At 74.4% G+C, this 22266-nt stretch carries 19 protein-coding genes, 1 tRNA gene and 1 pseudogene; 6 read left to right on the top strand and 15 right to left on the bottom strand.

The annotated features are described in order from the left end of the window. The 4 genes and pseudogenes from ACFV4F_RS10920 to ACFV4F_RS10935 all read right to left on the bottom strand — a co-directional run. Positions 1-1401, bottom strand: a pseudogene (locus ACFV4F_RS10920) (hypothetical protein); the annotation flags it as partial. A 55-nt stretch (positions 1402-1456) separates the two neighbouring features. Then, positions 1457-2458 (bottom strand): HNH endonuclease, encoded by a 1002-nt coding sequence (locus tag ACFV4F_RS10925; protein ID WP_380448953.1) that lies wholly within the window; start codon positions 2456-2458, stop codon positions 1457-1459. Positions 2459-2544: 86 nt separating this feature from the next. Further along, complete coding sequence (locus ACFV4F_RS10930) at positions 2545-3696, bottom strand: DegT/DnrJ/EryC1/StrS family aminotransferase (protein WP_380501618.1); 1152 nt, start codon at positions 3694-3696, stop codon at positions 2545-2547. Continuing rightward, the gene (locus tag ACFV4F_RS10935; protein WP_380501620.1) at positions 3693-4910 is read right to left on the bottom strand and encodes a Gfo/Idh/MocA family protein; all 1218 of its coding nucleotides are present in this window, start codon (positions 4908-4910) and stop codon (positions 3693-3695) included. The genes ACFV4F_RS10930 and ACFV4F_RS10935 overlap by 4 nt, the downstream gene beginning before the upstream one ends. A gap of 381 nt (positions 4911-5291) precedes the next feature. Between ACFV4F_RS10935 and ACFV4F_RS10940 the strand changes: the two genes are divergently transcribed. Then, positions 5292-5753 (top strand): YwqJ-related putative deaminase, encoded by a 462-nt coding sequence (locus ACFV4F_RS10940; RefSeq protein WP_380448959.1) that lies wholly within the window; start codon positions 5292-5294, stop codon positions 5751-5753. 34 nt (positions 5754-5787) lie between these two features. Continuing rightward, on the top strand, positions 5788-6384 hold the full coding sequence (locus ACFV4F_RS10945) for an SUKH-3 domain-containing protein (RefSeq protein ID WP_380448961.1): 597 nt from the start codon (positions 5788-5790) through the stop codon (positions 6382-6384). A gap of 50 nt (positions 6385-6434) precedes the next feature. Here the strand turns inward: ACFV4F_RS10945 and ACFV4F_RS10950 are convergent, their stop codons facing one another. Continuing rightward, positions 6435-7706, bottom strand: a complete 1272-nt coding sequence (locus ACFV4F_RS10950) for a sensor histidine kinase (protein ID WP_380444309.1) — start codon at positions 7704-7706, stop codon at positions 6435-6437. Positions 7707-8044: 338 nt separating this feature from the next. Here ACFV4F_RS10950 and ppc point away from each other — a divergent pair, with 338 nt between their 5' ends. Continuing rightward, positions 8045-10804, top strand: a complete 2760-nt coding sequence (ppc, locus tag ACFV4F_RS10955) for a phosphoenolpyruvate carboxylase (RefSeq protein ID WP_380444313.1) — start codon at positions 8045-8047, stop codon at positions 10802-10804. 66 nt (positions 10805-10870) lie between these two features. Here the strand turns inward: ppc and ACFV4F_RS10960 are convergent, their stop codons facing one another. From ACFV4F_RS10960 to ACFV4F_RS10995, 8 genes are all read right to left on the bottom strand, one after another. Continuing rightward, the gene (locus ACFV4F_RS10960; RefSeq protein WP_380501622.1) at positions 10871-11797 is read right to left on the bottom strand and encodes a hypothetical protein; all 927 of its coding nucleotides are present in this window, start codon (positions 11795-11797) and stop codon (positions 10871-10873) included. Beyond that, positions 11787-12308, bottom strand: coding sequence for a SigE family RNA polymerase sigma factor (locus tag ACFV4F_RS10965; RefSeq protein ID WP_380444305.1), 522 nt, complete (start codon positions 12306-12308; stop codon positions 11787-11789). The genes ACFV4F_RS10960 and ACFV4F_RS10965 overlap by 11 nt, the downstream gene beginning before the upstream one ends. A 117-nt stretch (positions 12309-12425) precedes the next feature. Further along, complete coding sequence (locus ACFV4F_RS10970) at positions 12426-12746, bottom strand: hypothetical protein (protein ID WP_380444303.1); 321 nt, start codon at positions 12744-12746, stop codon at positions 12426-12428. 146 nt (positions 12747-12892) lie between these two features. Then, positions 12893-13474: an aminoacyl-tRNA hydrolase gene (gene pth / locus ACFV4F_RS10975; protein ID WP_380501624.1), complete on the bottom strand. Its 582-nt coding sequence runs from the start codon at positions 13472-13474 to the stop codon at positions 12893-12895. A gap of 113 nt (positions 13475-13587) precedes the next feature. Then, the gene (locus tag ACFV4F_RS10980; RefSeq protein ID WP_380444299.1) at positions 13588-14175 is read right to left on the bottom strand and encodes a 50S ribosomal protein L25/general stress protein Ctc; all 588 of its coding nucleotides are present in this window, start codon (positions 14173-14175) and stop codon (positions 13588-13590) included. 282 nt (positions 14176-14457) lie between these two features. Further along, positions 14458-15435 carry a ribose-phosphate diphosphokinase gene (locus tag ACFV4F_RS10985; protein ID WP_380444297.1) on the bottom strand — a complete coding sequence of 326 codons (978 nt, stop codon included), beginning with the start codon at positions 15433-15435 and terminating at the stop codon, positions 14458-14460. A 204-nt stretch (positions 15436-15639) separates the two neighbouring features. Beyond that, on the bottom strand, positions 15640-17094 hold the full coding sequence (gene glmU / locus ACFV4F_RS10990) for a bifunctional UDP-N-acetylglucosamine diphosphorylase/glucosamine-1-phosphate N-acetyltransferase GlmU (protein ID WP_380501626.1): 1455 nt from the start codon (positions 17092-17094) through the stop codon (positions 15640-15642). A gap of 155 nt (positions 17095-17249) precedes the next feature. Further along, positions 17250-17320 (bottom strand) — tRNA-Gln (locus ACFV4F_RS10995). A 294-nt stretch (positions 17321-17614) separates the two neighbouring features. Between ACFV4F_RS10995 and ACFV4F_RS11000 the strand changes: the two genes are divergently transcribed. Both ACFV4F_RS11000 and ACFV4F_RS11005 read left to right on the top strand, forming a co-directional pair. Further along, complete coding sequence (locus ACFV4F_RS11000) at positions 17615-18598, top strand: acyl-CoA desaturase (RefSeq protein ID WP_380444294.1); 984 nt, start codon at positions 17615-17617, stop codon at positions 18596-18598. Between the two features lie 191 nt (positions 18599-18789). Further along, a complete protein-coding gene (locus ACFV4F_RS11005) occupies positions 18790-19392 on the top strand; it encodes a TetR family transcriptional regulator (RefSeq protein WP_380444292.1) in 603 nt (200 codons plus the stop codon). Between the two features lie 38 nt (positions 19393-19430). On the opposite strand, the gene ACFV4F_RS11010 is transcribed toward ACFV4F_RS11005, so the two are convergent. Beyond that, positions 19431-20288, bottom strand: coding sequence for a methyltransferase domain-containing protein (locus ACFV4F_RS11010; protein WP_380501628.1), 858 nt, complete (start codon positions 20286-20288; stop codon positions 19431-19433). A gap of 111 nt (positions 20289-20399) precedes the next feature. Here ACFV4F_RS11010 and ACFV4F_RS11015 point away from each other — a divergent pair, with 111 nt between their 5' ends. Next, positions 20400-20897, top strand: coding sequence for a MarR family winged helix-turn-helix transcriptional regulator (locus ACFV4F_RS11015; RefSeq protein ID WP_380444288.1), 498 nt, complete (start codon positions 20400-20402; stop codon positions 20895-20897). A 54-nt stretch (positions 20898-20951) separates the two neighbouring features. Here the strand turns inward: ACFV4F_RS11015 and ACFV4F_RS11020 are convergent, their stop codons facing one another. Beyond that, positions 20952-21887, bottom strand: coding sequence for a LuxR C-terminal-related transcriptional regulator (locus tag ACFV4F_RS11020; RefSeq protein ID WP_380444286.1), 936 nt, complete (start codon positions 21885-21887; stop codon positions 20952-20954). Positions 21888-22266 lie beyond the last annotated feature (379 nt).

Here is a 22266-nt window from a genome sequence, read left to right on the forward strand (position 1 = left end):
GCCGTGGGACGCGCCGGGACCGGACGCGCCGCCGCGCAGCGCTCCCGGCGGGGGCGGCGGCGGTGCGGAGGCCGCGTTGCGGCCGAGCCCGCCGGACTGCGCCGCCTCGGCGGGCCCGGGGGGCGCCGCAGGCCCGGGGTGCACCGGCGCACCGGGCAGGCCGCCCAGGCCGGGGCCGCCCGGGGCCAGCATGGTCGGCGCGTACTCCACGGCCGGACCGGCCGGCGGCGCGGCGGGCGGTGTCGAGGGGGTGGCCGTCTCGGGGGCGCCGGGCAGGCCCATCAGGCCCGGGACGCCGCCCTGCGGGGCCAGCATGGTTGGTGCGTACTCCACGGCGGGACCGGCCGGTGGCACGGCGGGCGAGGCGGGCGGTGCCGCGGGGGCGGGCGTCTCCGGCGCACCGGGCAGGCCCATCAGCCCCGGCATCGCCTCCGGCGGCGCCAGCAGCGTCGGCGCGGGCTCGGCCACCGGAGGCTGCACGGGAGCAGGTGCGGGCGCGGGCGCGGATTCCGGGGTGGGCGCGGACGGTGCCGGGGGCAGGCCGGGGACGCTCCTGGGCATCAGCGCGGTCGCGGCCTCGGAGCCGGCCGGCGGGGGCGCGTCGGACGGCTCGGAGCCGAGCGTGCGCAGGCCCTCGGGCATCAGCATGGTCGCCGCCTCGGAGCCGGCCGGGGCGGGCCCCGGCGGGACCGGCGGGGCCGACTGCACCTGCGGCGGGACGGACGGCTCGTCGTGGCCGGGCGGCGGGGCGAGCATGGTCGGCGCGTCCCCGGCGGGCCGGTCGGAGACCGGCGGCGCGACGAGGACGGCCGGCGGCGGCGTCGGCGGCCCGGTCGGCGGGGCCCACGAGGCGGCCTCGGCCGGGAGGCCGGTCGCCTCGGGCGCGGACTGCTCGGCCGGCGCGGGCGCCGGGGCAGGAACGGGAGTCGGGGCCGGGGCCGAAACGGGCGCCGGAGCCGGGGCAGGAGCCGGAACGGGCGCCGGAGCCTGGGCCTCGCCCAGCCGCTCCGCCTCCGCCGCGATCGCCGCCGCGCCCGCCTCCTGCAGCCACTGCGGGGGGCTGAGCAGGAAGGACGTCGCCTCGACGGGCCCGGGCGCGGGCTTCGCCGCCCCCGCCGGGTTGGCCGCGACCGGCCGCCCGTACACCTCCTCGTACTGCCGGACGACCTCGTTGACCGGCAGCGCGGGCCAGAGCGTGCTCGCGCCGGAGTCGCGGGCGATCACCAGCCGCGCCCCGCCGGTCGGGCCGCCCTCCTCCGGGGTCCCGTCCGCCGGCTGCACCGCCCAGCAGACGAAGCCCAGGTCGAACTCCCGGACCCGCACCTCGCGCTGCTGCGACCCCGGCACCCCGCCGTTGATCCACTCGTCGGCGAGCTCATGCGCCTGCGCGTACGTCACCACGCCCGGTTCACCCCTGTCCCCATCCTCGTCGTCCCCGTCGTCCCCGTCGTCCCGGTCACTCGCCCGGGACGGCCCGGGCGAACCCGCCGTCCACCATCAGCTCCGCGACCGTCTCCAGCTCGGGCGGACTGCCCGCCAGCCGCAGCAGGAACTCGTCGAAGTCCTCGCCGCAGGGCAGCAGCAGCCGCTCGACCCGGTCCTCCGGGGCCTCCGGGAGGCCGGTGTCGCGGGCGTCGTCGTACAGGTGGAACCAGACCGTGCCGATCCGGTCGCCGCGGACCTTGAGCGCGACGATGCCGCCCTGGGCGTAGGCGATGCCGAGGTAGTCCTTGGTGAGGTGGTCGCGCAGGCACTTGTTGGCGTACACGACGTCCGCCGTCCCGTACTCCTCGGTGAGGGTCAGGAACGGCTGGTCGAGCAGCATGCCCAGCTCGGTGTCGAGCGCGACGCCGACCGGGGCGCGGCCGCCGCCGAGCTTGAGGAAGCTGCGGTAGGCGCCCGGCAGCCGGTAGCCGAGGCGGTCCTCGGCGCGCTGGAGCAGGTCCTCCGGGACGCTGATCGGGTCGCTGCCGTCCAGGGCCAGCGGGAAGTGCACCGGCCGGCGCTCCTGGAGCGGGCGGGTGCCGCGCTGGCCGTGGTCTGCGCCGGAGGTGGCGAGGCCGCCGTGGTGCCGCAGCAGGGCCTTGACCTCGACCGGGACGAGCTCCATCCGGCGCCAGCCGGGGGCGGCCCGGCCTGCGACGTGGTGCCAGGTCCAGCCGGGCGGGGTCGCGACGGCGGTGTGCAGGTCGGCCCAGAGCGGGTGGCCCTCGGTGAACAGCGCGGCGTTGGCCGAGACGTAGTCGGTCAGCCGCAGCTCGTCCACGCCGAGGCCCTCCGGCGGGTCGGCGACCTCGGCCGCCGCGGCGGCGTACGGGGCGAAGTCCGGGTAGCCGTGCTCGTCCACCCGGACCCCGGCGGGGTAACGCTCCGCGCGGACCGGGTCCGGGAAGTGCACCACCTGACCTGCGTATGCCGCGTTCGGTGCGGCGGCGGCGCCGGGCCGACCTGTCGTCATCTGGGAGCCCCCACTGGCTGCTGCAAAATCGGTGCGTTTGCTGGACACCAGCGTAGGGGGTCACCCTCCTGGCCGAACCCCCGCACCTACGCGTGAGCCGTGCGCAGTGCCGCCAGCAGTGCCTCGGCCACCCGGACCTGCTGCGCCTCGGTCATCTGCGGGTAAAGCGGGAGCGTGAGCAGTTCGCGCGCGGCCCGTTCGGCGGTCGGGAAGGCGCCCTCGCGGTGGCCGAGGAAGCGGAACGCGGGCTGGAGGTGCACGGGGACGGGGTAGTGCACCCCGGCGCCGATCCCGGCGGCGTGCAGCGCGGCGAGCACCGCGTTGCGATCCCGGCCGGGGCCGATCCGCACCGCGTACAGGTGCCAGACGTGCTCGTTGCCGGGGGCGGTGCGGGGCAGGGCGAGGCCGTCGACGCCGCCGAGCAGCGCGTCGTAGCGGGCGGCGGCGGCGCGGCGGGCGGCGTTCCAGGCGGGCAGACGGCGGAGTTTGGCACGCAGGACGACGGCCTGGAGGGCGTCCATCCGGGAGTTGAAGCCGAGGCGTTCGTGGGTGTACTTCTCGCGGGCGCCGTGATCGCCGATGAGCCGGACGGCGTCGGCCAGTTCGGCGTCGTCGGTGAGCACCGCGCCGGCGTCGCCGTAGCCGCCGAGGTTCTTGCCGGGGTAGAAGCTGGTGGCCGCGATCCGCCCGTACGTGCCGCGCCCGTGCTGCCGGGCGCCCTGGGACTGCGCGGCGTCCTCCACCACCGGCCGCCCGTCGGCCAGTTCGAGCAGCGGGCCCATGGGGGCGAGCTGGCCGTTGAGGTGGACGGGCAGCAGCGCGACGGCCCCGGGGAGCGCGTCGGCGGCGCGCGCGGGGTCGATCAGCAGGTGCGCCGGGTCGGCGTCGACGAGCACCGGGTAGAGTCCGGCCCGCAGGACGGCCTCGGCGGTGGCGACGAAGGTGTTGGCGGGCAGTACGACGCCGCCACCGGGCGACAGGTCGAGGGCGCGCAGGGCGAGTTCGAGGGCGTCGGTGCCGTTGGCGGCGCCGACGCAGTGCCGGGTGCCGGTGAAGCTGGCGTACTCCCGCTCGAACCCGGCCACTTCGGGGCCCTTGACGTAGCCGCCGGACGCCAGGACGCGCTCGAAGCCGGCCCGGACCTCGGCCGCGATCTCGGCGTGGGCGGCGGCCAGATCCACCAACGGGATGCCGCCGGTGCGGCCGGTGCTCCCGGCGCCCCCGGTGCGGCCGCTCACCTGACCACGACCCGCGGGGCCTCGTCGGCCCGGTCGGCCCCCTCGGCCCGGTCGGCCATCCCCACCGGAACGGTGACCCCGCCGAGTCGGAGGCTCAGCGAGGCCGCCTCCAGCAGCCGCAGCACCCGCACCCCGGCGTACCCGTCGGTGAGCGGCGCGCGGCCCTCGACGATCGCGGCGGCGAACTCGGCCATCACGTTGCGCAGCGCCTCCTGCTCGACCAGCGCGGGCGCGACCATCTCGCCGACGCGGTAGGAGATCAGCGCCCGGTGCCGGATCGCGTCGGTGACCTCCTCGGGCGGGGTGAGGTCCACGCCCCGGTCGTGCACGGCGAGGCGGGCCTGCGGGTTGAGGTCGTCCCAGACGAGGGTGCGCCGGGAGCCGCCGATGAGCGTGGTGCGCACCTTCGTCGGGGAGAGCCAGTTGACGTGGCAGTGGGCGAGGGCGCCGTTGCTCAGCCGGACCGTCAGGTAGGCGACGCAGGCCCGCCCGGCGCCGATCGGGTCGGCGCCCTGGGCGGACACCCCGACCGGATCGACGCCGGGCGGCAGGACGAAGTCGAGGATGGCGAGGTCGTGCGGGGCGAGGTCCCACAGCACGTCCACGTCCGGCTGCACCAGCCCGAGGTTGATCCGCACCGAGTCGAAGAACTGGACGTCGCCGATCTCGCCGCCGTGCACGAGCTCGCGGATCCGGCGCACCGCCGGCGTGTAGCAGAAGGTGTGGTCGCACATCAGCACGAGCCCGCGCCGCTCGGCGAGTTCGACGAGCTCGGCGGCCCCGTCGGCGGAGGTGGTGATCGGCTTCTCGACCAGCACGTGCTTGCCGGCCTCCAGCGCGGCCCGGACGAGCCCGTGGTGCGCGGCGGCGGGCGCGGCCACCGCGACGGCCCCGACCCGCTCGTCGTCCAGCACCCGCCGGTACGAGGAGGTCGCGCCGACGGTGCTGTACTCCCCCAGCACCGTACGGGCCTTGGCCTCGTCGAGGTCGCACAGCCAGTGCAGCCGCAGCGCCGGGGTGTGCTGGGCGTTGCGGACCAGCTTGGGGCCCCAGTAGCCGGCGCCGACCACGGCGATGCCGACCGGCCGGGCGGGCACGGGCCGGGGCGGTTCGCCCGGGGTGGGCACGTGCCCGCCGGGCGCCTCGTTGGCGTCCTCGGCCCCGTCCGGTCCGCCGTCGCGCCCCCCGTCCCGTCCCGACGTCGGAGAAGTCATCGCACGAGCCCCCTCGCTCCGGCACCGGGCAGGCGCACCCCGGCGGCCCCAACGGTCGGCGCGGGCACCGGATCCGGGCCGCCGCCGGGCGTCCCGGGCGGGCGGCCGCGTCCCCTTCGGCTCGCTGCCGGAACGGTACCGGCAGCCGCCGGGGCACCGGGGCGGTTTCGGTGGATCGACGGACAAGTCGTGACGGCTGCGTGCGGATTGAGCCAGTGTTCCATCGGGAGCGCGTCCTGAACCCGCCGGGTCCCGGCGCCCGTTCGCGCACCCCCGCACCCCGGTTGTACGGATGTCGGTGTCGTTTGACAGGCTTGCCCCAGGACTGGACCGACCAGTCCGGACCGTCAGCGGAGACCCTGCGGATACGGAGGCAGACGCATGACCACCGGTGAGCCGGCGGGCCCGCCCGTGCTGCGCCACCTCCGCGACAGCCTGCTGCCCGCCGTCGCCGCCGCGCTGTCGCTCAAGGGCGGCGAGGTGCACACCCTGGCCGGGGACAAGTCCGCCCGGCGCCCGGTCCTGCACCCGCTGGTCCGCGAGTTCCTGGACGGCCTGCCGGTCGAGCTGCGCGAGCGCTTCACCGGCCGCTGCCCGGAGGCGGTGCTGCTGTCGCAGTACCTGGCCACGGTGGACGGCAAGCGCTCCAAGCGCGCCGCCCGCAAGGCGATGAGCCTGCACGAGGCCCGCAAGGCGCTCAAGGGCTCCCGGATGACCACCGTCCGGATCCGCGAGGAGGACGACCCGGCGCACGGCACCCACGCGCCGCCGTGCCGCTCGTGCGTCCCGATGCTGGAGCATTTCACCGTGCAGAGCGTCGCGGTCGGGCCGCCCGCCCGCTGACCGCCGGCCCGCGCCGACGCCCTCCGTCGGTGCGGTGCCGCGTCCCTGCCGCCGTCCTGTCCCCGAACCACCGGAGCCCGTCCTGAATCCGCCCAGCCCGCCCCCGCCCCCGCCGGCCACCCTGGCCGCGGCCTCCCCCGGGCGGACCCGCCCGCGCTTCCCCGCCGACGTCGCCGCCGAGCTCAAGGCGGCCGGCTGGCACCCCGGCCGCTGGGAGATCCGGCGGGCCGAGGAGTGGGCCGACACCCTGGTGGGGCACGGCGAGCCGGCCGGCGTACCGCACGCGGTGTTCCCGGCGGCGGTGGAGGCCTGGGCCGAGTTCGGCGGCCTCGCCTTCGACCTGTCCGGCGCGGGCCGCCAACTGGCCCGCACGCCGTTCCTGATCGACCCGATGTGCGGGCTGCACCAGCCGCGCACCCTGGCCGACCTCGGCCGCGCGCTCGGCAGCAAGGTCGCGCCGCTCGGCGAGGAGGCGTACGGACAGGCCCTGTTGGCGGTCGACGAGGAGGGCCGCGTCTACAGCCTGGATCACACGGGAGAGTGGTTCCTCGGCCACGGGATCGACCAGGCGATCACGATGCTGATCCTCGGCACCGCCCCGGAACGGCTGCGCACCGCGGACGAGTACTAGGAACGAGCACCCCCAGCGCGGACGGGCGCCGCCACCGCGGACGGGCACCGCTACCGCAGCGGTTCGGCGCGGACGGCCAGCCGGGAGGGCAGCACCGCCTCGACCCGGAACCCGCCGTCCGCCTCCGGCCCGGCCGAGAAGGTGCCGCCGAGCGCGATCACCCGCTCGCGCATCCCGACCAGCCCGTTGCCCCCGCTCGGCAGCTTCGCCGCGCCGTGCTCGCCGCCCGGGCAGGCGTTGACGACGCTGACCCGGACCCCGTTCGGCGCGTACGCGAGCAGGACGGACACGTCGGCGCCGCCGGCGTGCTTGTGCGCGTTGGTCAGGCCCTCCTGGACCACGCGGTACGCGGTCTGCTCGGCCTCGCCGGTGAACTGCTGCCGGCTGCCGCTGACCGTCAGGGTGACCGCCATCCCGGCCGCCCGGGACTGGTCGACCAGCCGCGGCAGCGCGGCCAGCGAGTCCGGTTCGGCCGGGCGCTCGTCGTCCATCCGCAGCACGCCGAGGATCTCGCGCAGCTCGTTGAGCGCCTGCCGGCCGACCTCGCCCATCAGCTTGGCGCTCTGCGCGGCCTTCTGCGGGTCCTTCGCGGCGATCCGCTCCAGCGCCCCCGCGTGCACCACCATCAGCGAGACCCGGTGCGCGACCACGTCGTGCATCTCGCGGGCGATCCGCGTGCGCTCCTCCAGCCGGGCCCGCCGGGCGCGTTCCTGGGCCTGTTCGGCCAGCAGGTCGAGCTCGGTCTCCAGACCGTGCGCACGGTCCTTGAGCGACTCGATGAGCCGCCGCCGCGCGCCCACGTAGAGGCCGGTCACCACCGGCGGGACGGTCAGGCCGACCGCCACCAGGACGGCCACCAGCACCTGGACCCAGAGCGGCGTCGGGTCCGGGGGGCCGTCGCCACCGGGCAGGAGCATCGACACCAGCATGACGGTGACGGCCTCGGCGAAGGCCAGCGCCGACAGCGCGACCACCCGGCGGCGCCGCGAGGGCCACTCCCACGTCTCGGCCAGCGTGTACAGGGCCACCACGAGCAGCACGACGCCGAGCATCCCGGGCATCGCCACCAGCGTCACCAGCACCGGCACGGCCGGCCAGCGCCGGCGCAGCACCAGCGAGCCGCCCGCCAGCGCGCCGAGCACGGCGATGCCGGCCGCGCCGGCGGCGCTCAGGTGCGCGCGCGCGGAGAGGAAGGCGATGGTGCTGAGCGAGCACTCCACCGCGGCCAGCAGCGCCAGCCCGATGTCGAGGAATGCGCTGCGCGGTCGTTCCCACCACCAGAACGACCGGACCGGCGCGCGCTCCCCAGGCGACTTGCTCATGCCTGACAGCCTAAGGCGCAACCCCGTTCCCTCCCCACCGGGATGGCACCGGTAACTTCCCCAGACCTTCAAGTGGTCCAGACCACATGGCGGCCGCGGTGATCCTGTCCGCCATCCGGCCACCTCGCGGACACCGACCTCCCCGACACCTATGCTGGTCGCGTCGGACAGCGCGGTCCGCACGCGTCACACCTGCCACACGCGGGCGGACCTGTGACGATGAGCCGTTGCCGAACCCCACCACCACAGGGAGCCCAGCCGTGACCGCTCCGGTCCCCAACCCGGCGGACAGCCCCACCTCCGTCGCCGCCGCCGGCCCAGACGCAGACAACGCGGCCCTGCGCGCGGACATCCGCCGCCTCGGCGACCTGCTCGGCGAAACGCTGGTCCGTCAGGAGGGCCCCCAGCTGCTGGGCCTGGTCGAACAGGTCCGCCTGCTCAGCCGCACGGACGGCGAGGCCACCGCCGAACTCCTCTCCGGCATCGACCTGGACACCGCGGCGAAGCTCGTCCGCGCCTTCTCCACCTACTTCCACCTCGCCAACGTCACCGAGCAGGTGCACCGCGGCCGGGAGTTCGCCACCCGCCGCGCCCGGGAGGGCTCGCTGCTCGCGCAGACCGCCGACCAGCTCGCCGACGCCGACCCCAAGCACCTCCAGGACACCCTGGCCCACCTCGCGGTCCGGCCGGTCTTCACCGCGCACCCCACCGAGGCCGCCCGGCGCAGCGTCCTCAACAAGCTCCGCCGGATCGGCGAACTCCTCGAACGCATCCACCGCGAGCAGCTCAGCTCCGGCCTCGCCGCCGCCGACCCGGCCACCACCCCCGACCGGGCCGCCACGCGCCGCACCTCCCTGCAGCGCTCCGCCGACCGCCGCCTGGCCGAGGTCATCGACCTGCTCTGGCAGACCGACGAGCTGCGCATCGCCCGCCCCGAGCCCACCGACGAGGCCCGCAACGCCGTCTACTACCTGGACGAGCTCTACCGCGAGGCCGTCCCCGAGGTCCTGGAGGAGCTGCAGGAGGAGCTCGCCCGGGTCGGCCTCAGCCTGCCCGACGGCGTCCGCCCGCTCACCTTCGGCACCTGGATCGGCGGCGACCGCGACGGCAACCCCAACGTCACCCCGCAGGTCACCTGGGACGTCCTCAACCTCCAGCACGAGTACGGCATCAAGGACGCGCTCGCCGCGATCGACGACCTGCGCAACACGCTCTCCACCTCCGAGCGCCTGGCCGGCGCCTCGGCCGAGCTCCTCGCCTCGCTCAACACCGACCTGCACCTGCTCCCCGAACTCAGCCCGCGCTACAAGCGGATGAACGCCGAGGAGCCCTACCGCCTCAAGGCCACCTGCATCCGGCTCAAGCTGGAGAACACCCGCGAGCGCCTGGCCGGCGGCACCCCGCACGTCGAGGGCCGCGACTACCTCGGCACCCGCGAACTCGTCGCCGACCTGCGCCTGATCCAGGAATCGCTGCGCGCCCACCGCGGCGAGCTCATCGCCGACGGCCGCCTCGCCCGCGCGATCCGCACCATCGAGGCCTTCGGCCTCCAGCTCGCCACCATGGACGTCCGCGAGCACGCCGAGGCCCACCACCACGCGCTCGGCCAGCTCTTCGACCGCCTCGGCGAGGAGGCCTGGCGCTACGCCGACATGCCCCGCGAGTACCGCCAGCGGCTGCTCGCCAAGGAGCTCCGCTCGCGCCGCCCGCTCGCCCCCACCCCGGCCCCGCTGGACGAGGCCGGCACCAAGACCCTCGGCGTCTTCAACACCATCCGCCAGGGCTTCGAGCGCTTCGGCGACGAGATCGTCGAGAGCTACATCATCTCCATGTGCCAGGGCGCCGACGACGTCTTCGCCGCCACCGTCCTGGCCCGCGAGGCGGGCCTGATCGACCTGCACGCCGGCATCGCCAAGATCGGCATCGTGCCGCTCCTGGAGACCACCGACGAGCTCCAGCAGGCCGACCGCATCCTCGACGAGATGCTCTCCGACCCCTCCTACCGGCTGCTCGTCTCGCTGCGCGGCGACGTCCAGGAGGTCATGCTCGGCTACTCCGACTCCTCCAAGTTCGGCGGCATCACCACCTCCCAGTGGGAGATCCACCGCGCCCAGCGCCGGCTGCGCGACGTCGCCCACCGCTACGGCATCCGGCTGCGCCTGTTCCACGGCCGCGGCGGCACCGTCGGCCGCGGCGGCGGCCCCTCGCACGAGGCCATCCTGGCCCAGCCGTGGGGCACCCTGGAGGGCGAGATCAAGGTCACCGAGCAGGGCGAGGTCATCTCCGACAAGTACCTGCTGCCCTCCCTCGCCCGGGAGAACCTCGAACTGACGATCTCCGCGACGCTCTCCGCCTCCGCGCTGCACACCGCCCCGCGCCAGGCCCCCGAGGAGCTGGCCCGCTGGGACGCCGCGATGGACCGGGTGTCCGAGGCCGCCCACACCGCCTACCGCGCCCTGGTCGAGCAGGAGGACCTGCCGAAGTACTTCTTCGCCTCGACCCCGGTCGACCAGCTCGCCTCCCTGCACCTGGGCTCCCGCCCGTCCCGCCGCCCCGACTCCGGCGCCGGCCTGGACGGACTGCGCGCCATCCCGTGGGTGTTCGGCTGGACCCAGTCCCGCCAGATCGTCCCCGGCTGGTACGGCGTCGGCTCCGGCCTCGCCGCCGCCCGCGAGGCCGGCCTCGGCGACGTGCTGGACGAGATGCACGGGCAGTGGCACTTCTTCCGCAACTTCCTGTCCAACGTCGCCATGACGCTGGCCAAGACCGACCTGCGGATCGCCCGCCACTACGTCGAGCAGCTGGTGCCGGCCGACCTCCAGCACGTCTTCGACCAGATCGTCGCCGAGCACGAGCTCACCCTGCGCGAGGTGCTGCGGCTCACCGGCGAGGGCGAACTGCTGGAGCACAACCCGGTGCTGAAGCAGACCTTCACCGTCCGCGACGCCTACCTCGACCCGATCTCCTACCTCCAGGTCGCCCTGCTGCGCCGCCAGCGCGAGGAGGTCACGGCCGGACGCCAGGAGGACCCGCTGCGCGCCCGCGCGCTCCTGCTGACCGTCAACGGCATCGCCGCCGGCCTGCGCAACACCGGCTGACGGCAGACGCGTTGAAGGGGCCGGTGTCCACCCCCGTCGGACACCGGCCCCTTCGTCTGCGCTCCTCTAGCGGACCTCGGCCACCTTGGAGCCGTACTTCGCCTTGATCTGCGCCCCGGCGGACTCCCACTGCGGAGTGTCGACCACCACTCCGGAGCCGTCGTTGGCGACCTGCACGAACTCCAGCTGCACGCCCTTGTCCTTCCAGTAGGCGCGGTCCCCGTCGATCCGGTCCTGGAGCTCCCGCAGTTCGGCGTACGAGCCGACCGCGGCGGTGAACTGCAGCTTGACGGTGGGCCAGTCGGCCAGTGCTCGCGTCACGGCGTCGTCCAGGGCGCCGTCGCCCGGGACGCGCATCACGTAGAGGGTGTTCAGGCCGGGGTCGCGGCAGACGCCGAAGTAGTGGTCCGCGTAGCTCTCCGTCCCCACCTTGTCGACGGCCTCGCTCGCGCGCGCGAGGTCGAACTGCAGCAGCTGGGCCGACGACAGCGTCGACGGCGAGCCCGTCGACGGCAGGCCCGACCGCGGGGTGAACGACGGCGGGGTGAACGGGGGCGGGGTGAGCGACGGCGAAACTGGCGGCGTCGTCGACGTCGGTGTGATCCTCGGCGGGCCCGTCGGCAGGTCGGTCGGGTGCCAGTGCTGGCCCGGCGTCCGCAGCGAGGACGGCCCCGCGTCGCACCCGAAGACCATCCGCCCCTTGCCGGAGTTCCGCCCGGCCGACGGCGACGCCGCCCCTCCCGTCGGCGCCCCGGCCGGCCCTCCGCCCACGCGCTCGTCCGAGGCTGTCCCCCCGCCGCCCAGCTGCGTCAGCGCCCCCGCGCCGACGGCCAGCACCGCGACCGCCGTCACGCCCCGCACCGCGCCCTGCTGCCGTGCCCGCCGCCGCCCGGCCGCCTTGAGCGCGGCCAGCGGCGGGCTGCCGCCGACCGCCGACGCCCGCAGCCCGAGCCGGCGGGCCAGCTCCTCCTCGAACCCGTCCTCAGCGCTCACGTCCCACCAACTCCTTAGCCGGTTCCAGTTCCTGCCGAAGCGTCCTGACCGCCCGCGCCAGGTGGGTCTTGGCCGTCGCCACCGTGCAGCCCAGCTCCTCCGCCACCTGCGCCACCGGCAGGTCGAGGTAGTACCGCAGCACCACCGCCGCGCGCTGGCGCCGCGGCAGCGCCCCCAGGGCCGCCGCCAACTCCTCGTCCCGCTCGGCCTCCTGGGCCGCCGGCCCGTCCGGCAGCGCGGAGGTCAGCACCTCGCGCCTGGTCCGGCGCCACCGCGAGACGTGCGTGCGGATCATCGTCCGGCGCACGTACCCCTCCGTCGCCGCCGGCTCCCGGATGGCCGACCGCTTGGCGTACACCCGCGCCAACGCGTCGTGCAGCAGGTCCCGGGCGTCGTGGACGTCGCCGGTGATCAGGAAGGCACCGCGCAGCAGCGCCTGGTACCGCGCCGCGACGAACTCGTCGAACGGGTCCCCGTCGACGCCCCCCGGGCTCATCGATTCGCGCTTCATACCCACAGGACGCCCCGCCCGCCGGAAACGGATGACAAGTCGGCGCCCGGGATTCCGGGCACGCGAAAGGGCCGGGGTCCACGTGCGTGGACCCCGGCCCGTGAGCCGTTCTTCCCCCTACTCGGGCGATCCGCCGGCGCGGTGGCGCTTGAGCCACAGCGCGGCACCGCCGGCCACGACCACCAGGCCGCCGCCGACCGCCAGCAGCCCGGCGTCCGGCCCGACCGAATCGCCGAGCACCGGCGCGAACTGCGCGGCCGCCGGCTCCGGCGACGCCGCCTGGTCGGGCTCCGCCACCGGATCGGCGTGTGCCACGCCGCTGGACAGCAGCATCCCCGCCGCCCCCAGCGCACCGGCCGTGCCGATCCGCCGGCCGAACCGCCGCAACCGCATCACCCGGATCCGCCGCAGTCGGCGGACCGGACGCAATCTCCGCATCGAGCTACTCCCCAGGACCCGTTCGCGTACCGGGACCGACGCTATCCGATCGCGCACGGGGTTCTCACACCTATTCAGGTGTGGAACGTCAAGCGTTGTACGACTGTTGCCGACCCGGCGCGCCGCCTCGACCCCCGGTCACGCCGTCAGGAGTTGTACGTCCCCTGCGCCCGCTCCAGGCCCTCCGACAGCAGGGCCTCCACCGCGTCCGCCGAGCGGTCGACGAACCAGTCCAGCTCCTTGCGCTCGGTACCGGAGAAGTCCTTGAGGACGAAGTCCGCGACCTCCATCCGGCCCGGCGGGCGGCCGATGCCGCAGCGGATCCGGTGGTAGTCGGGCCCGAGCGACTTGGTGATCGACTTCAGGCCGTTGTGCCCGTTGTCGCCGCCGCCGAGCTTGAGCCGCAGCGCCGCGTAGTCGATGTCCAGCTCGTCGTGGACCGCCACGATCCCGGCCGCCGGGACCTTGTAGAAGTCGCGCAGCGCCGTCACCGGGCCACCGGACAGGTTCATGAACGACATCGGCTTGGCGAGCACGACCCGCTTGCCGACCAGCCGCCCCTCGGCGACCTGCGCCCGGCTCTTGTGCGCCTTGAACTTGGCGCCCATCCGCTGCGCCAGCAGGTCGACCACCATGAAGCCGATGTTGTGCCGGTTCCGGGCGTACTGCTCGCCCGGGTTCCCCAGCCCCACGACCAGCCACGGCCCTTCGTACGCTTCTTCCGCCATGTCCCTACTCCTCGCCCTCGCGCTCCACGCCATCTTCCCGGACACACCGCTGCCCCGGCCGCTCCAGAGGGAGCGACCGGGGCAGCGGTCTCAAGCAGTCGTCAGCGCGAGGCTCAGGCCTCGGCGCCCTCGGCCTCGGCGGCCTCGTCCTCGGCAGGGGCGGCCTGGGCGCCGATGACCTGCAGCACGACGGCGTCGGCGTCGACGGCCAGGGTGACGCCGGCCGGCAGGACGATGTCCTTGGCGTGGATGGAGGCACCGGCCTCCAGGCCCTCGACCGAGACGGTGACGGACTCGGGCAGGTGGGTGGCCTCGGCCTCGATCGGCAGCGCGTTGAGGACGTGCTCCAGCAGGTTGCCGCCCGGGGCCAGCTCGCCCTCGGTGAGGACCGGGATCTCGACGGTGACCTTCTCGCCGCGCTTCACGAGCAGCAGGTCGACGTGCTCGATGGTGCGCTTGATGGCCTCGCGCTGGACGGCCTTCGGCAGGACGTACTCGTCCTTGCCCTCGATCGGGACGACCAGCAGGGCGTTCGGGGTCTTGAGGGCCATCATCAGGTCGTGGCCGGGCAGGTTCAGGTGAACCGGGGCGTGGCCGTGGCCGTAGACGACACCGGGGACGAAGCCGGCGCGGCGGGCGCGGCGGGCGGCACCCTTGCCGAACTCGGAACGGGTCTCAGCGGCAAGGCGGATCTCGGACACGACTGCACTCCTCGTGAAGAACGGCGCGGGGGTGCAGGCAACGCGAAAAACCGCCGGGACCACACCCTCAGTACGTTGGGGGTCACTCGGCGGCAACGACCTCTGCCAGGGTCCGGGGAACCGGCACCGGCAGCGCGTCGATCACGGAGCGGGCACCCGTCGAGCGGGCACACGGCATCCCTCGCCGAGCAGTTTCACGAGTCTAACCGCACCTGTGCCCTCCCGCGAAATCGGCGGCGGCCCCGGCCCGTTCCGGACCGGGGCCGCCTGCGCGGGCCTTCGTCAGTGCACGCCCTCGAAGAGGCTCGTGACCGAACCCTCCTCGAACACCTCGCGGATCGCGGCGGCGATCGACGGGGCGATGGACAGCGTGGTGATCTTGTCCAGCTGGAGCTGGGCGGGGGTCGGCAGCGTGTTGGTGAACACGAACTCGCTGACCCGGGAGTTCTTCAGGCGGTCCGCGGCCGGGCCCGAGAGCACGCCGTGGGTGGCGGCGACCAGGACGTCCGCGGCGCCGTTGTCGAACAGCGCGTCGGCGGCGGCGCAGATCGTGCCGGCGGTGTCGATCATGTCGTCGACCAGGACGCAGACCCGGCCCTTGACGTCACCGACGACCTCGGCCGACAGGATCGTGTTGGCCTGGGTCATGTCGCGGCGCTTGTGGATGATCGCCAGCGGCGCGTCCAGGCGGTCGCACCACTGGTCGGCCACCTTCACCCGGCCGGCGTCCGGCGAGACGATCGTCAGCTTGTCGCGGTCGACCCGCTCGCCCACGTAGTCGGCCAGCAGCGGCAGCGCGAACAGGTGGTCGACCGGGCCGTCGAAGAAGCCCTGGATCTGCGCGGTGTGCAGGTCCACGGCCATCAGGCGGTCGGCGCCGGCCTGGCGCAGCAGGTCGGCGACCAGGCGGGCCGAGATGGGCTCGCGGCCGAGGTGCTTCTTGTCCTGGCGGGCGTAGCCGTAGAACGGCAGGATCGCGGTGATGCTCTTGGCGGAGGCCCGCTTCAGAGCGTCGATCATGATCAGCTGCTCCATGATCCACTGGTTGATGGGAGCCGTGTGGCTCTGCATCACGAAGCAGTCCGCACCGCGCGCGGAGTCCAGGAAGCGGACGTAGATCTCGCCGTTGGCGAAGTCCAGGGCCTTGGTCGGAACCAGCTCGGTCCCCAGCGCCGCGGCCACCTCCTTCGCCAGCTCCGGGTGGGCACGGCCGGAGAAGAGCTTCAGCTTCTTCTCACCCGACGTCGTGATCCCGCTCACTGCACCGTCTCCTCGCGTTTGCGGACGCTGAACCCCGACCATCCAACGCGAGCAGGCGCAGCCCGCACGCAAGATGGGTTCGGGGAATGTCGGTACGCCTGGACACGGGCGGTAAGCCCAGTGGCGCACGTATGTCCCCAAGGTTACGCGCCCGCGCAGAAACCGTCCGCCCCGGGACCGCTCCTCGGACGCCCGCGCGTCCCGTCAGGCTTCCGTCGCCCCGTCCGTCGCAACCTTCGCGGCCTGCGCCGATGCGGTCCCGGGGCGCTTGCGCTCCACCCAGCCCTCGATGTTGCGCTGCTGCGCCCGGCTCACGCCGAGCGCGCCCGGCGGAACGTCGGAGGTGATGACCGAGCCGGCCGCGGTGTAGGCGCCGTCACCGATCGTGACCGGTGCGATGAACATGTTGTCCGAGCCGGTCCGGCAGTGCGCGCCGATGACCGTGCGGTGCTTGTTGACGCCGTCGTAGTTCACCGTGACCGAGGCCGCGCCGACGTTGGTGCCCTCGCCGATGGTGGCGTCGCCGATGTACGACAGGTGGGGCACCTTGGCGCCCTCGCCGAGCTCGGAGTTCTTGACCTCGACGTAGGTGCCGACCTTCGCCTTGCGCAGCAGCTTGGCGCCCGGGCGCAGGTAGGCGTACGGGCCTGCGCTGGCCAGCTCGCCCACCTCGGCGCGGTCGGCCGTGGTGTTGCTCACAACGGCGCCGGCGCCGACCCGGGTGTCCCGCAGGGTCGAGTTCGGGCCGACCTCGCAGCCCTCGCCGAGGTGGGTGGCGCCCTGCAGCTGGGTGTTCGGCAGCACGACGGCGTCCGCCTCGTACGTCACCTGGACGTCGATCCAGGTCGTCGCCGGGTCGACCACGGTGACGCCCTCGCGCATCGCGCGCTCCAGCAGGCGGTCGTTGAGCAGGCGGCGGGCCTGGGCGAGCTGCACGCGGTCGTTGATGCCGAGGATGTCCCGCGGGTCCTCGGCCACGACGGCGCCGACCCGGTGCCCGGCCTCGCGCAGGATCTGCAGGGTGTCGGTCAGGTACTCCTCGCCCTGCGAGTTGTCCGTGGTCAGCTCGGCCAGCGCGGCGGTCAGCAGCTTGGCGTCGAAGGCGAAGACCCCGGAGTTGATCTCGGTGATCAGGCGCTGGGTGTCGGTGGCGTCCTTCTCCTCGACGATCGCGGCCACCGAGCGGTCCTCGTCGCGCAGGATCCGGCCGTAGCCGAACGGCTCGGGCACCACGGCGGTCAGCACGGTGACGCCGTTCTCCTGCTCGGCGTGCGCCCTGGCCAGGCGCCGCAGCGTCGCCCCGGTCAGCAGCGGCGAGTCGCCGGCGGTGATGATCACGGTGCCGTCCAGCACCACGCCGTCGGCGGCGAGCGCCTCCAGCGCCGTGCGCACCGCGTGCCCGGTGCCGTTCTGCTCGTGCTGGACGACCGGGCGGGCGGCCGGGTGGTGCGCCGCGAGGTGCTCCTCGACCTGCTCCCGCTGGTGGCCGACGACGACGACCAGCTGCCCCGGCGTCAACTCCTGCGCCGCCGAGACGGCGTGACCGACCAGCGTCCGTCCGCACACCTCGTGCAGCACCTTGGGCAGCTTGTTCGACTTCATCCGTGTCCCGCCACCGGCGGCAAGAACGACAACGGCGGCAAGCGAATTGGCACCCATGCGGGGAGGCTCCTCGGTCGGTTCACAGAGAGGGCAGAGCGGCCAGGGGCGAGGATCCGCACATAAGCCCTGGCAGTTCGAGGATAGTGCGAGGAAAGTGGCCGAAAAGCCACCCCCTGGCCCGCCGCAATACCGGGCCGGGGCCGCTCAGAGTGCTCCCGGAGGAGGATTCGAACCCCCATAAGCTGGACCAAAACCAGCTGTCCTGCCCTTAGACGATCCGGGACCGGCACGCCGGCCCGAAGGTCGCCGGAGGCGCGCTGGGGCAAGACTACGGGGTATGCGGCTCCACATCTACCTCCATGGCCGACCCGCGCCCGCCGCCGCGCGGTCCGTCTCCGGCGCGTGTGACGCTCCACCACCGGGACGGCGGTTCATCCATCCAGTCGGGTGAATTCACTCAAGCGCCGTGCGGCGGTGTGTTCCCTTCGCCACGGAACGCAACCTACGATGCCGTAGGTTACGGCACCGTAGCCTTCCCACCCCCGCCCGCAGAGGGCCCCCGTCGAGGGACAAGAACATGACCATCCAGGCCGGTGAGGCGCGCGCCGGTTCCACCGCGCCGCCCAGCGACTCCTCCGAACCGTCCCCCGCGATGCTGTCCGCCACCCGTGGCGGGGAGCGCCAGGGCTTCGCCGAGCGCCTCGCGCTCGTCCTCTTCATCGTCGTGCCGTTCACGGCCCTGCTGGCGGCCGTCCCGATCGCCTGGGGCCGCGGCCTGGGCTGGACGGACGTGGCGGTCACCGTCGCCATGTACTTCCTCACTTGCCACGGCATCACCGTCGGCTACCACCGCTACTTCACCCACGGCGCCTTCAAGGCCGGCCGCCGGATGCGCCTCGCCCTCGCCGTCGTCGGCAGCCTCGCCGTCGAGGGCCCGCTGGTGCGCTGGGTGGCCGACCACCGCAAGCACCACCGCTTCAGCGACAAGGACGGCGACCCGCACTCGCCGTGGCGCTACGGGGAGAGCCTGCCCGCGCTGCTGAAGGGCCTGTGGTGGGCGCACATGGGCTGGATGTTCGACGAGGAGCAGACCCCGCAGCTCAAGTACGCGCCGGACCTCGTCAACGACCCCGCGCTGCGGCGGATCTCCCGGCTGTTCTGGCTCTGGACGTCGATCTCCCTGCTGCTGCCCGCGCTGGTAGGCGCGCTGGTGACGCTGTCCTGGCAGGGCGCGCTGTCCGCGTTCTTCTGGGGCTCGCTGGTCCGGGTCGCCCTGCTGCACCACGTGACCTGGTCGATCAACTCGATCTGCCACGCCGTCGGCCGCCGCCCGTTCCGCTCCCGGGACCGCTCGGGCAACGTCTGGTGGCTGGCCGTGCTCTCCTGCGGCGAGTCCTGGCACAACCTGCACCACGCCGACCCGACCTCCGCCCGGCACGGCGTCCTGCGCGGACAGATCGACTCCTCGGCCCGGCTGATCCGCTGGTTCGAGCTGGCCGGCTGGGTCCGGGACGTCCGCTGGCCGGACGCACAGCGGATCGCCGCCCGCCGCGCCGCATGAGGGCGCGCTTCCAGCATGATGTAGGGGTGAACGGGAGCAGCGCAGACAGCACAGGCGGTCACGACGGCACGCGGACGGACGCGGCGCCCGGAGCGGCGCAGGCCCGTCCGCGTGCCACTGCCCCGGCGGACGGGGCCGCGCCCCGGGGTGCGGCCGCGGCGGGGCCCCGCCGCCGCGGCGGGCGGGTGCGGATGACCGGCAAGCAGCGGCGCGAGCAGCTGCTGGAGATCGGCCGGACGGTCTTCGCGGAGCGCGGCTACGACGGCACGTCGGTGGAGGAGATCGCCGAGCGGGCCGGGGTGTCGAAGCCGGTGGTGTACGAGCACTTCGGCGGCAAGGAGGGGCTGTACGCGGTGGTGGTGGACCGCGAGATGCAGCTCCTGCTGGACATGGTCACCGGGGCGCTGACCGGCGGGCACTCGCGCGAGCTCCTGGAGCAGGCCGCGTTCGCGCTGATGGACTACATCGACACCTCGACGGACGGCTTCCGGATCCTCGTCCGGGACTCGCCGGTGGCCCAGTCGACGGGCACCTTCGCCTCGCTGATCAGCGACATCGCGACGCAGGTGGAGGACATCCTCGGGCTGGAATTCAAGTCCCGCGGGTTCGACCCGCGGCTGGCCCCGATGTACTCGCAGATGCTGGTCGGGATGGTCGCGCTGACCGGGCAGTGGTGGCTGGAGGTCCGCAAGCCGGACAAGGCGCAGGTCGCGGCGCACCTGGTGAACCTGGCCTGGCACGGGCTGGAGGGCCTGGAGCGGCACCCGAACCTGGTCGGCGATCGCAAGCTCTGACCGGCGGGTCGCCGGCCGGGTTCCGCGCCCCCGCCCGCCTACCGCCTCGTCGCGACCGCGAAGATCCGCCGGAACGGGAAGACCGTGCCGTGCGGCCCGGCCGGGTAGGCCTCGCGCAGGAGCGCCCCGTACTCGGCGAGGAAGGCGGCCCGCTGCTCCGGGTCGGCGAGCCGGGCGAGCACGGGTCGCAGGGCGGTGCCCTTCGTCCATTCCAGAACGGGATCCGGGCCGGTCAGCAGCGTGCTGTAGGTGGTCTCCCAGACGTCGGCGGCGCAGCCGGCCCCGGCGAGCACGTCGAGGTACCGCCCGGGCTCGTGGACGCCGGCTCGGGTGGCGTCGTCGCCGAGGACGTCGGCCCAGCGCGGACTGCGGCGCAGCCCGGCGAGCAGCGTGTGGCTGGGCGCGTCGAAGTTGCCCGGCACCTGGAAGGCGATGACGCCGCCGGGCCTGAGCGCCTCCGCCCAGCGCGGCAGGAGCGCCAGGTGGCCGTCCAACCGTCCCTCCTCGCCCGCCTTCGGCGAGGAGAGTCCCCGTCGGGGCCGGCGCTCCTCCGCGCTGATCCATTGCAGGGCCGCGTTGGAGACGATCAGGTCGGGCCCGGCCGGGGCCGGGTCGTACTCCGCGGCGTCGGCGAGGACGTACGCGGCGCTCGGCTCGCCCTGCGTACGGGCGGTCTCCAGCATCGGGGCGGAGTTGTCGACGCCGGTGATCCTGGCCTGCGGCCAGCGCTCGCGCACGACGGCGGTGGAGTTGCCTGGCCCGCAGCCGATGTCCAGGATCGTCGCGGCGGGCTCGTGCGGCAGGGCGGGGACGCGGGCGAGCAGATCGCGCAGCGGGCGAGTCCGTTCGTCGGCGAAGCGCAGGTACTGGGCCGGGTCCCAGGCAGGAGCGGGCATGGCACACCTCGAAAGTATCTCGACATCAAGATATCTGCTTTTAGCCTCGCTGGCACATTTCTCGATGTCAAGAGACTTCACATCGACACATCCACCGATACACTGATCGTCATGGAGGACGAGGTCGACAGGCTGGTCGCAGCATGGCGCCGGGAGCGCCCCGACCTCGACGTGGAGCCGCTTGAGGTGCTCAGCCGGGTCAGCCGGCTCGCCCGGCACCTGGACCGCGCGCGCCGCACCGCCTTCGCCGAGCACGGCCTGGAGCCCTGGGAGTTCGACGTCCTGACGGCCCTGCGGCGCGCCGGCTCCCCCTACCAGCTCTCGCCCGGGCAGCTGCTCACCCAGACCCTCGTCACGTCCGGCACCATGACCAACCGGATCGACCGGCTCACCGGCAAGAACCTGGTCAAGCGCCTGCCCGACCCCGACGACCGCCGCGGCGTCCTGGTCCGCCTGACCGACGACGGCCGCGACCGCGCCGACCAGGCCCTCGCCGGACTGCTCGCCCACGAGCGCGAACTCCTCGCCCAGCTCACCGCCGGCCAGCAGGGCGAACTCGCCGGTCTGCTGCGGCTGTTGGTCGCCCCCTTCGACAACATCCCGGGCTGACCGGCGGATCGGCCCGCCGCCGCGGCCCCCGGCTCCGGCCGGGTCCGGCTCGTCTCAGCTGGTGGAGGCGACGGACGGCGGCGCGGCGGGCTCCGCGGGACTGACCCCCGCCCGGCGGGCGACCGCGACGGCGGCCAGGGTCGAGTGCACGCCGAGCTTCCCGAGCACGTTCTGCATGTGCGTGCGGACGGTGTGCGGGGACAGGTAGAGCCGCTCGGCGACCGCCTGCCGGCCCAGGCCCGCGACCATGCAGCGCAGGATCTGCTTCTCGCGCGGGGTGAGCGTGTCCACCAGGCGCTCGCTCTCGGTGCGGTCGCGCCGGGCGGTGGTGAGCTCCCGGATCACCCCGGTGAGCAGCGCCGGCGGCAGGTGCGTCTCGTCGCGCAGCACCCCGCGCACGACGGCGAGCAGCCGCGCCAGCGAACTCTCCTTCGCCACCCAGCCGGTGGCACCCGCGTGCAGGGCCCGGGCGGCGCGGTGCGGGTCGTCGGCGGTGGCCAGGACGATCGCGCGCAGCCCCGGGTGGCCGCGGCGGACCCGGCCGAGCAGCGTGATCCCGTCCGGCGGCGGGGCGACCGGCCGCAGCTGGTCGGTGCGCACGTGCTCGGCGCGGACGTGCTCGGTGCGCTGGGGATCGGGCCGCAGCGGATCCGCCGAGCGTCCACCCGGACCCGTCGGCGGCACGGCCGGGCGGCGCGGCGGCGCCACCACGGGGGGCGGGCGCCGGCGGGCCGGGTCCAGCGGCTCCGGGCCCGCGCGGACGGGCTTGCGCGGGCCCGGCGGCACGGCCGCCTCGGAGCCCAGGTCGGCGTCGATCAGGACGACGTCGAAGGCCCGCCCCTCGACGGCGGCGCGCTCCAGGGCGCGCTCGGCGGCGGCCGCGCTGCCCGCCGCGCCCACCTCGACGTCGGGCTCGGCGGCGAGCGCCGCGGCCAGGGCCTCGGCGAAGATCCGGTGGTCGTCGACCACCAGGACGCGGATCCGCCCCATCGTCACTACCCCCCTGCTCAGACCGGCCCGAGCCCGGGGCGGGGACCGGCCCCGGCGCCCGCGGATGCGGCACTCCGTTCCGCCCGCCCACCGGTGGCCGGCGGGGCCGAACGCGCGCCACCCCCAACCGGTACCGCATTCAGCGTACGGGCCTGGGGACGCGCTCGTGGCGGTTTGGTGAAGTTTCGTCAGGAGGTGCGCACGTGACTGGATTCGATCCGTCCGCGCCACTTTCCGACCGGTGTCGCGGGGGCGTCCAGGAGAACGCCGAGGCGGCGGCCCCGGGGGGGCGGGGGGGGGCCGGGGGGTGCTTGGTGCTGCGGCCGCGTTGATGGGGGTGTTTTGCAGGGTGTTATTGCTGGGGGGGGGGGGGTTTTTG

The sequence above is a fragment of the Kitasatospora sp. NPDC059722 genome (genome assembly GCF_042733235.1).
In the GTDB taxonomy this organism is placed as follows: Bacteria; Actinomycetota; Actinomycetes; order Streptomycetales; family Streptomycetaceae; genus Kitasatospora.